Origin of the sequence: Pseudomonas meliae (genome assembly GCF_001400515.1) — a bacterium.
Taxonomy (GTDB): domain Bacteria; phylum Pseudomonadota; class Gammaproteobacteria; order Pseudomonadales; family Pseudomonadaceae; genus Aquipseudomonas; species Aquipseudomonas amygdali.
Window position 1 is genome coordinate 1 of sequence record NZ_LJQT01000036.1, and the last position, 8,472, is coordinate 8,472.

8 protein-coding genes are annotated in these 8,472 nt (G+C 49.1%); 4 read left to right on the top strand and 4 right to left on the bottom strand.

All coding sequences use genetic code 11. The features are described from left to right. Nucleotides 1-623: 623 nt before the first annotated feature. The 4 genes from rfbB to ALO64_RS01705 are packed head-to-tail and all read left to right on the top strand — an operon-like array spanning nucleotide 624 to nucleotide 4,497. Nucleotides 624-1,697 (top strand): dTDP-glucose 4,6-dehydratase, encoded by a 1,074-nt coding sequence (gene rfbB, locus ALO64_RS01690; RefSeq protein ID WP_002552133.1) that lies wholly within the window; start codon nucleotides 624-626, stop codon nucleotides 1,695-1,697. Next, nucleotides 1,697-2,602 (top strand): dTDP-4-dehydrorhamnose reductase, encoded by a 906-nt coding sequence (gene rfbD / locus ALO64_RS01695; protein WP_044345276.1) that lies wholly within the window; start codon nucleotides 1,697-1,699, stop codon nucleotides 2,600-2,602. The genes rfbB and rfbD overlap by 1 nt, the downstream gene beginning before the upstream one ends. Continuing rightward, nucleotides 2,599-3,489 (top strand): glucose-1-phosphate thymidylyltransferase RfbA, encoded by an 891-nt coding sequence (rfbA, locus tag ALO64_RS01700; protein ID WP_044345275.1) that lies wholly within the window; start codon nucleotides 2,599-2,601, stop codon nucleotides 3,487-3,489. Before rfbD ends, rfbA begins: the two co-directional genes overlap by 4 nt. A 42-nt stretch (nucleotides 3,490-3,531) precedes the next feature. Continuing rightward, nucleotides 3,532-4,497, top strand: coding sequence for a glycosyltransferase (locus ALO64_RS01705; RefSeq protein ID WP_044345274.1), 966 nt, complete (start codon nucleotides 3,532-3,534; stop codon nucleotides 4,495-4,497). A gap of 10 nt (nucleotides 4,498-4,507) precedes the next feature. Here ALO64_RS01705 and ALO64_RS01710 read toward each other — a convergent pair whose 3' ends face one another. The 4 genes from ALO64_RS01710 to ALO64_RS01725 are packed head-to-tail and all read right to left on the bottom strand — an operon-like array spanning nucleotide 4,508 to nucleotide 8,304. After that, on the bottom strand, nucleotides 4,508-5,362 hold the full coding sequence (locus ALO64_RS01710) for a class I SAM-dependent methyltransferase (RefSeq protein ID WP_044345273.1): 855 nt from the start codon (nucleotides 5,360-5,362) through the stop codon (nucleotides 4,508-4,510). Next, on the bottom strand, nucleotides 5,359-6,750 hold the full coding sequence (locus ALO64_RS01715) for a rhamnosyltransferase WsaF family glycosyltransferase (protein WP_235378723.1): 1,392 nt from the start codon (nucleotides 6,748-6,750) through the stop codon (nucleotides 5,359-5,361). The genes ALO64_RS01710 and ALO64_RS01715 overlap by 4 nt, the downstream gene beginning before the upstream one ends. Before the next feature lie 23 nt (nucleotides 6,751-6,773). Further along, entirely contained in the window at nucleotides 6,774-7,499 is a 726-nt protein-coding gene (locus ALO64_RS01720) for an ABC transporter ATP-binding protein (RefSeq protein WP_044345269.1), read from the bottom strand. Nucleotide 7,500: 1 nt separating this feature from the next. After that, entirely contained in the window at nucleotides 7,501-8,304 is an 804-nt protein-coding gene (locus ALO64_RS01725; protein WP_081009244.1) for an ABC transporter permease, read from the bottom strand. Between the last annotated feature and the right edge of the window lie 168 nt (nucleotides 8,305-8,472).

Genomic DNA, 8,472 nt, shown 5'->3' on the forward strand with positions numbered 1-8,472 from the left:
TTGCTCGGAGCTTCCCTAGTTTTTTGCAAACGGCTTTGCGGCGAATGATCTGCATGGCTACCTCTGCGCTCTATCAATTGCATGCAGTGTCAGCAGAGGGCATTCCCAGGTCACGGATTCCGGCTTTATTATTTTCGTGCTCGAAAATCCGTGGTTCACAGGCTCCATCAAAGGCGGTGTGGGGACGGGGGGCAGCTAACGGTTGCGAATAGGTAGCAAGCACCAAAGTGTATATGGAGGTGACTATATTTTTTTCATCCGCACGTGAAACCCATGTATTTCGGGCCCTACAGGCCAGATCTACGGTTTAACGTGTAGGCCATAGGCAGCGTCCAGCGGGATCTCGGCAACTGCAGATTCCTCCATCACGAAAGCCCCATTATCCGGGGCTTTCGCGTTTCAGGCATTGGCACCGTCGGCTGGCTACACGATTGCAGACGCCCTCAAATTATTTGATGGGGATGTCTATTTTTCTATGTAAAATGTCGTTTTTTTACCGCCGCTCATCCACGTCATTTAAACATTCATGTTTAACGCAGGCAGATGTTTCAAGACGGCGACTGATCAGCGATCGTTTCCACGGACCAGGCAGAGCCTTGTCATAACCCAAGGTAGATACTCTTTTGAAGATCTTAGTAACAGGCGGTGCTGGTTTCATCGGTTCGGCAGTGATTCGGCACATCATTGCCAATACAGCCGACTCAGTCGTCAATGTCGACAAACTGACGTACGCAGGCAATCTTGAATCACTTCAGTCGGCCGATCAAAGCGAGCGTTATGCCTTTGAGCACGTGGACATCTGCAACCGCGAAGACCTGGACCGGGTTTTCAAAGAGCACCAGCCCGACGCTGTGATGCACTTGGCAGCCGAATCGCACGTAGACCGCTCCATCACGGGTCCGTCGGAGTTCATCCAGACCAATATCATAGGCACCTATGTACTGCTTGAAGCAGCACGCAGCTACTGGAGCCAGCTGGACGAAGTGCGCAAAGCCAGCTTCCGCTTTCACCACATCTCGACTGACGAAGTGTATGGCGACCTGGAAGGCCCTGAAGATCTCTTCACCGAGACAACGCCTTACCAGCCAAGCTCACCCTACTCGGCCAGCAAGGCCAGCTCCGACCACCTGGTACGCGCCTGGAGCCGCACCTATGGCCTGCCGACCCTGGTAACCAACTGCTCGAACAACTACGGTCCATGCCATTTCCCGGAGAAGCTGATCCCACTGATCATCCTCAACGCACTGGAAGGCAAGCCGCTGCCTATCTATGGAAAAGGCGATCAGGTTCGTGACTGGCTCTATGTCGAAGACCATGCCCGCGCACTGTACAAAGTTGTGACCGAAGGCGAGATCGGCGAGACCTACAACATTGGTGGCCACAACGAGAAACAGAACATCGAGGTGGTCAACACCGTTTGCGCGCTGCTCGACCAACTGCGCCCGGATTCAGTCCATCGTCCGCACGCCAGCCTGATCACTTACGTTCAGGACCGCCCGGGCCACGACCTGCGCTACGCTATCGATGCCAGCAAGATTCAGCGCGAGCTGGGCTGGACGCCGGAAGAAAGCTTCGAATCGGGTATTCGCAAAACAGTACAGTGGTACCTCGATAATCCTGAATGGGTTGCTCATGTAAAGAGCGGAAGCTACCAGCAATGGATCGACAAGAACTACACAGCGCGCGCCGATAAATGATGAAAATTCTTCTTTTGGGAAAAAACGGCCAGGTCGGCTGGGAGTTGCAGCGCTCACTTGCAGTAGTGGGTGAAGTTATCGCGCTTGATCGCCATACCGTCTCGACGGCATACGGTGACCTTTCTGGCGACCTGTCCAATCTGGAGGGGTTACGCAATTCGATTCGTCGCATTCAACCTCAGGTTATAGTCAACGCCGCAGCCTATACCGCTGTCGACAAGGCCGAAACCGAGCGTGAGCTTGCGCACACGGTCAATGCTCTGGCCAGCCAGGTAATGGCAGAAGAGGCACACACGCTGGACGCGCTGTTGGTTCACTACTCGACCGACTATGTGTTCGACGGTTCGGGCAACACCGCATGGAAAGAAAGCGATGTCGTGTCGCCGGTCAACTATTACGGCGCAACCAAACTTGAAGGCGAGCAACTTATAGCTGCCTCAGGTTGCAAGCACCTGATCTTCCGTACCAGCTGGGTTTACGCGGCACGTGGTAACAACTTTGCCAAAACCATGTTGCGCCTCGCGAAAGATCGCCCAACGCTCAATGTGATCGCCGATCAGATTGGCGCACCTACAGGTGCGGAGTTGCTGGCCGACATAGCGACGGCTGCCCTACTTCAAACGCTGGCGAAGCCGGAGCTATGTGGCATTTACAACCTGGCACCGGCCGGTGAAGTGTCATGGCATGCTTACGCGCAATACGTGATTGATTTCGCCCGCGCCAACGGGGAACCCTTGGCAGTGGAAACGATCAATCCAATCGGTACGATCGAGTACCCGACGCCAGCGCAACGCCCTCTGAATTCGCGTCTGAACACAGAAAAGCTGCGCCACAATTTTTCTCTGCACCTGCCTGACTGGCAAAATGGTGTAGCCCGAATGCTCATGGAAACTCTGAACAAATGACCACCATTAATCGTAAAGGCATCATCCTGGCCGGCGGCTCGGGCACTCGTCTGCACCCGCTTACCCTTGGCGTATCCAAGCAGATGCTGCCTATCTACGACAAGCCGATGATTTTCTACCCTCTGTCTGTGCTGATGCTGGCAGGTATGCGTGAAGTCCTGATCATCTCCACACCAGAAGACTTACCGAGCTTCCGCAAGTTGCTGGGTGACGGCAGCCAATATGGCATTCAGCTCACCTACGCAGAGCAACCAACGCCTGATGGCCTGGCACAAGCCTTCATCATCGGCGAAGAGTTCATCGGTGAAGATCCTTGCTGCCTGATTCTGGGCGACAACATCTTTTACGGTCAGCACTTCTCCGACAACCTGCGCTCGGCCAGCCAACAGTCCAGCGGCGCTACTGTCTTCGGTTACCACGTTTCCGATCCTGAGCGCTTTGGCGTTGTAGAGTTCGACGAAACCGGTCGCGCCTTGAGCATTGAAGAAAAACCTGCCGCACCGAAGTCGAGCTATGCCGTAACTGGCCTGTACTTCTATGATAATCAGGTTGTTGAAATCGCTAAAAACATTAAGCCTTCCGAGCGCGGCGAGCTGGAAATCACTGATGTAAACCGTGTCTATCTTGAACAGAAGAGTCTGACGGTAGAAATACTGGGACGTGGCTTTGCCTGGCTTGACACGGGCACTCATGACTCCCTGCTAGAAGCCAGCCATTTTGTGCACACTATTGAGCAGCGCCAAGGCTGGAAAGTCGCGTGCCTTGAAGAAATTGCCTTCACCAACAAATGGATTACTGAAGCCCAGCTCGCCAAACAAGCCGAGAAGCTCAAGAAAACGGGTTATGGCCAATACCTGCAAAAAATATTAGAACTCAAACACTTCTAATCAGAACACGCAAAACTTCTTCATTATAGGTAACCCATCGGCATGCAATCAACGCTTCCAAATGTAGTTGTCTTGCTAGCTGCCTATAATGGAATTAAATGGATAGACCAGCAATTAGATTCAATACTGGCTCAGCAGGATATCAATGTAACAATCTACATAAGCATAGACCCCTCTTCCGATGGAACGGAAAAGCGGTGCACGGAATACTCTACCAAACACCCCAACGTGATAATACTGCCTCCGGCAGGGGCGTTCGGTGGTGCGGCACGTAACTTTTATCGACTAATAAAAGACGTCGACTTCTCCTCATTTGATTACGTAGCGTTTTCTGATCAAGATGACATTTGGCACGACCAAAAAATTGCCAGAGCGCACTCAAGTCTGAAAACAGGAGCCTTTAGTGCCTACTCCAGTAACGTAATAGCGTTCTGGCCAGATGGCCGCCGCCTTGTAGTCGACAAAGCTCAGAGACAGGTAAAGTGGGACTACCTGTTTGAAGCTGCAGGCCCTGGATGCACATACGTACTAAAGCGAGAGCTGGCAGATGCGTTCAAGCATTCATTAATCGCTAACTGGGATCAGGCGCAGAACGTAAGCCTTCATGACTGGTACTGTTATGCGTTTGCACGACGTCATGATTACAAATGGTTTATTGATCCGCTTCCCGGCATGGACTACCGGCAGCATGCTCATAATGAGATAGGGGTCAATGCAGGCGTTGCATCAGCTAGAACCAGGCTCAAAAAAATCATGAAAGGCTGGTGGGGCTCACAAGTATTATTAATTAACAAACTGACAGAGACCAAGAGATCCAGCTTAAAATACACAAAAAAACAAGGCCGGTTCTTTTTTATAAAGCTCATAGGTCATGCATACGAGTGCCGTAGGCGCCCCCGTGACAAACTTCTTTTTGCGGCGGCATGTATCATTGCAGCATTGACGGTGCCTTCAACAGCGACCGACGAAGTATCGATCAAAGAGATTCCCCCTGAGAGGAATCCCTGAGACTATGATTTTAGTGCTGCTGATCCTTTAACGCTTTCGCAGAATCAATATGAGCATCTATGAGCTTTTTCAGCTCTTCAAGTAAAGACAGGTTATTCATTGGATTTTGTGCGGTGGCCAAAAACATATCCTGGAACCGGCCATAACGGAGCTGATCAAGCTCGATCTGATTCTCAAAGAAACCGTCTTCTGGTATTTCGCTTCTATTTTGCGCCATTCCTTTTCGGAGAAATGAAACACCAGAGTATACATGCAAAGACTCAATCTGCCAATCAGGTACCGTGGCCTTCATTTCAGGGGACAGTAAATTATTGCGATTAATTATATCAATGGACTGCTTTAGCCATCTTACTGGCGTATCCAGATAATCCTTGGCTAACGTAGACCCGTCGTAAACAGGCCAGTAAGCAGTAAAGTAATCTTCAAGTATGTAGTATCCTCCCGGTGAAACATGCGCGATCAGCGAGAACATACTGGTCAACTGGTCAGACCGTTTGTGGCTGCCATCATCAATGATTACGTCAAACGGGCCATGCTCCTGCGCAAAGGCCTCTAATGCGGCAGAGTCCCCTTGGTCACAGATGAACGTTTTGATACGATCCGAGTCAAGTTCATCCTTGGGATAAATATCCAGCCCATAGATATCCGCAAGAGGAAATACTTTTTCCCACAATTTAAGAGAGGCCCCACCGATCTCACGCCCCTCACCGCCGATTCCGATTTCAAGCAGTTTGAACGGACGGTCAATGTACTCCTGAAGATGAGAAGCATAAAACGGATGATAGTTATGAGGGACGATTTTATCGCACCCAAACTCTTCACCCACTTCCCTTAACAGCTCAATAAACTCTTGTTTGCTTTTCATGACGAAAAAATCTCCTTGATGAAGGACCGATGCTCATCGCTCCAGGTTTCATCCCAGGATTTAGGCCAATTGATAATGGCATTTTCATATCGGGCTTTAACATCACGTGTACGCAATACACCTTCTTGTATCGCTGCAGACAGCTCATACAATCCCGGATGCGCAGGAATAATGTTCCCGGATATGCCCTTCAAATATTCAGGGGTCTTGGTTTCAAACGTATTTGTAACAACAATTGCTCCGGACGCAGCAAGGTCCATGGGAATCAAACTTGGGTGAGGGGAGGACATCAAGGTCAGACACAAATCAAATGTCTTGGTGATTGCCTCATACTCGTCCAGCGGCATCCGGGGCAGTTGTTTGACCTCGACGCCATTCGCCAGCTGCACAGTCGTGTTACCGATACCCATGCCGAAGAACTCCCACTCGTCAGCGTCGAAAGCGCCTTTTGAGTAAGCATCGATTAATGAAAGCGCAGCCATTTCGAACATATTTCTGTTTACCGCGGGGCGGCTATAGAAAACAAAACGTTTTTTGGATGAGCTTTTCTCTTTAGAAAATTCTTCTGCAGAATAGATAGAAGACGAGTAGGCATTATCAAAACTCATGCTTCTATAAGCGGCCTCGGTCGAAATTATTTTTTCACGCTTAAGGTACTCAAGTAAGGCACTCGATGACGACAACGTGTGGTATTTAAAATCATACGAGTTACGCGCGATGCAGTACAGACTGTTAAATGGATAGAACGCTGCTTCATAGTCCTGGATAAGATACAGGAATGATTTACCACCGGTATGGCTGGCAATTTTATCTGCGAAATAAGCGCTGTACCAAACGGTAGCAACACTATTGTCATGAGGCGAGACGACTAATGGTTCAGCACGAGAGCCTATGTACTCAACTTCTACCTCGTCAAGAAGCCGCTCCATAGATGGAAATTTTTTCAAAGCCTGCCGGAATTCGTCTTCTACATAGTAGAAGTTATCAAACAGCACCATGCGCACCTGAAAACCCTGTTGCCTTATAAACAAGGCGATATTGAACACACCAAAAAAACCAGCTGAAATGGTATTAAGTGTAAAGGCAGGCACAAGCACATTTATACGCTTGGGTGCATTTTCATCGACGACAACGTCCGGAAGATCATAGGCCCGGTTAACCATCAAATTTAAAAGATGGGCATCATAGACCTGCGGTCGCTCGATTTCAGATTTTTCCTGCTCACGCATCATCTTGGAGAGTGGCAAAAATATATTCACCACCTTCAGTGCATAAAAAGCCACTTTCACGCGCAAAGGCAATGCCGCAGGCGACTTATTTTCGCGAAGCGTAGCCAGCGCAAGTCGGCACGCATAAGGGCCTAAAGCCTCAAATGCGATCATCTTCATGATTCTCAGAACTCCAGCTTTGCTCATAACCTGCTCTCAATGTTGTTAATTTCAACAATTCCGCCCGCTTCGAGCTTAATTGTCTTATTACAGAACTTGTTAATTATATCTTTTGAATGCGAAGCCATGATGACGATCTTTGAACTACTCATCATGTCTTGCATGCGCTGACGCGCTTTGTCTTGAAACGCCTCGTCGCCCACACCGAACACTTCATCAATCAAGAGAATGTCACTGGGGTACAATGTAGAGATCGAGAACAACAACCTCAGCTGCATGCCAGAAGAATAAGTCCTTATAGGCAAATCAAGGTACCCACCCAAGCCCGAAAACTCTTCGATCTTATGTATATCTTCTTTGACCTGCTTCAACGAGTACCCGTAAAGTCTGGACAGCCTTTCTATATTTGCCCTGCCGGTCAGCTCATGATCTGTTCCAACACCCAGCTCGAACAGGGCTCTTACCGAACCTGATATAGATCGAACGCCGGAGGTGGGCGTATAGATACCCGCCAACATACGCAGCAAACTGCTCTTGCCAGCGCCGTTGTGACCAATCAGGCCTATTCGGTCGCCTTCCTTTACGCTTAGGTTGATGTCTTTTAGCGCATGGATATGAATGGTATGAGTGTTATCACTGGAAATTGCCCCCCCCGTTGTCAGATTTACCAACTGACGTCGCAGAGATCCGCCCAACTCAGTGATGACTGGAAACTTTAATGAAACATTATTAAGCTCTATAGATGCCATATTAGATCCAGAATACTATGTTTTTCTTGCAGCGACTGAAGACAACTGAAACCAGGCACCAACCTACAACACTTAGAACAAACATATTCAGGTAGTCTTGTTCAATGATCGGCAGGGAAACAAGAGGATTCTTGACAAGCGAGAACAGCGTGGCGATAGGGTTGTAATCAAACCAAACGACCGACGCTACCACATCTGACTTTTTGTAAAGAATCGGCGTCAAAAAAAACAGCACAGGCATCAATGCATCGATAGACGGTCCCAAGTCACGAAAACGCGCGCCCATCGTTGAAATCAGAAGCGACAACCAACTCAAGTTGATCAGAATAATCAATAGCCCGAGCAACGCCCACAGAAAGTTTTCAACACTTGGGAAGCCATAGATAAAAAAGACAACAAGAATAATACTTATATTGTGGGTGAAGTTTATTAAATGCTTCAACAGAAGTCGCAAGGTGTGAATCGACAAGGGCAACGAGTAGTTTCTTATAATTGCAGCCTGATTACTGAAGCAACCCGCCGATTCGGAAATGACTCCCGACATCATGAACCAAAGAACAAGTCCCACTGCAAGGTTGGGGAGCATCGTCGGCAAGTCCACGTTCATCACCGCGCTCCAAACCACGCCTAGCCCTAGCACGCCCAAGGCGGTGCCCAAGGTTATCCACCATGGCCCCAACATGCTTCTTGCATACCGCGCTTTGGTATCGCTGATCGCAAAGTGAAGCCAGATATCTCGTCTGCGTAGAGCCGCTATTATATCTTTCATTCCCTCTTTCATTGCTGCTTCAATACCTTTTCGCATGGGAGAAGACTGGAATCTTCAAAGTATTCCAACTGGGAGAACGGTAATGCATTTTGATCCTTGACTGACAAGGTTGGCTGAGTAGACAGCGCAGGCCATTGAATGCCAATGTCTGCGTCATCCCACCTCAAAGACCGTTCAGACTTAGGGAGGCGCTGATTTATTCGA

Bases quoted from the DNA above. Each gene is read 5' to 3' on its own strand.
- rfbD (WP_044345276.1), top strand. From the start codon at position 1,697: ATGAAAATTCTTCTTTTGGGAAAAAACGGCCAGGTCGGCTGGGAGTTG.
- rfbA (WP_044345275.1), top strand. From the start codon at position 2,599: ATGACCACCATTAATCGTAAAGGCATCATCCTGGCCGGCGGCTCGGGC.
- ALO64_RS01705 (WP_044345274.1), top strand. From the start codon at position 3,532: ATGCAATCAACGCTTCCAAATGTAGTTGTCTTGCTAGCTGCCTATAAT.
- ALO64_RS01710 (WP_044345273.1), bottom strand. From the start codon at position 5,362: ATGAAAAGCAAACAAGAGTTTATTGAGCTGTTAAGGGAAGTGGGTGAA.
- ALO64_RS01715 (WP_235378723.1), bottom strand. From the start codon at position 6,750: ATGAAGATGATCGCATTTGAGGCTTTAGGCCCTTATGCGTGCCGACTT.
- ALO64_RS01720 (WP_044345269.1), bottom strand. From the start codon at position 7,499: ATGGCATCTATAGAGCTTAATAATGTTTCATTAAAGTTTCCAGTCATC.
- ALO64_RS01725 (WP_081009244.1), bottom strand. From the start codon at position 8,304: ATGCGAAAAGGTATTGAAGCAGCAATGAAAGAGGGAATGAAAGATATA.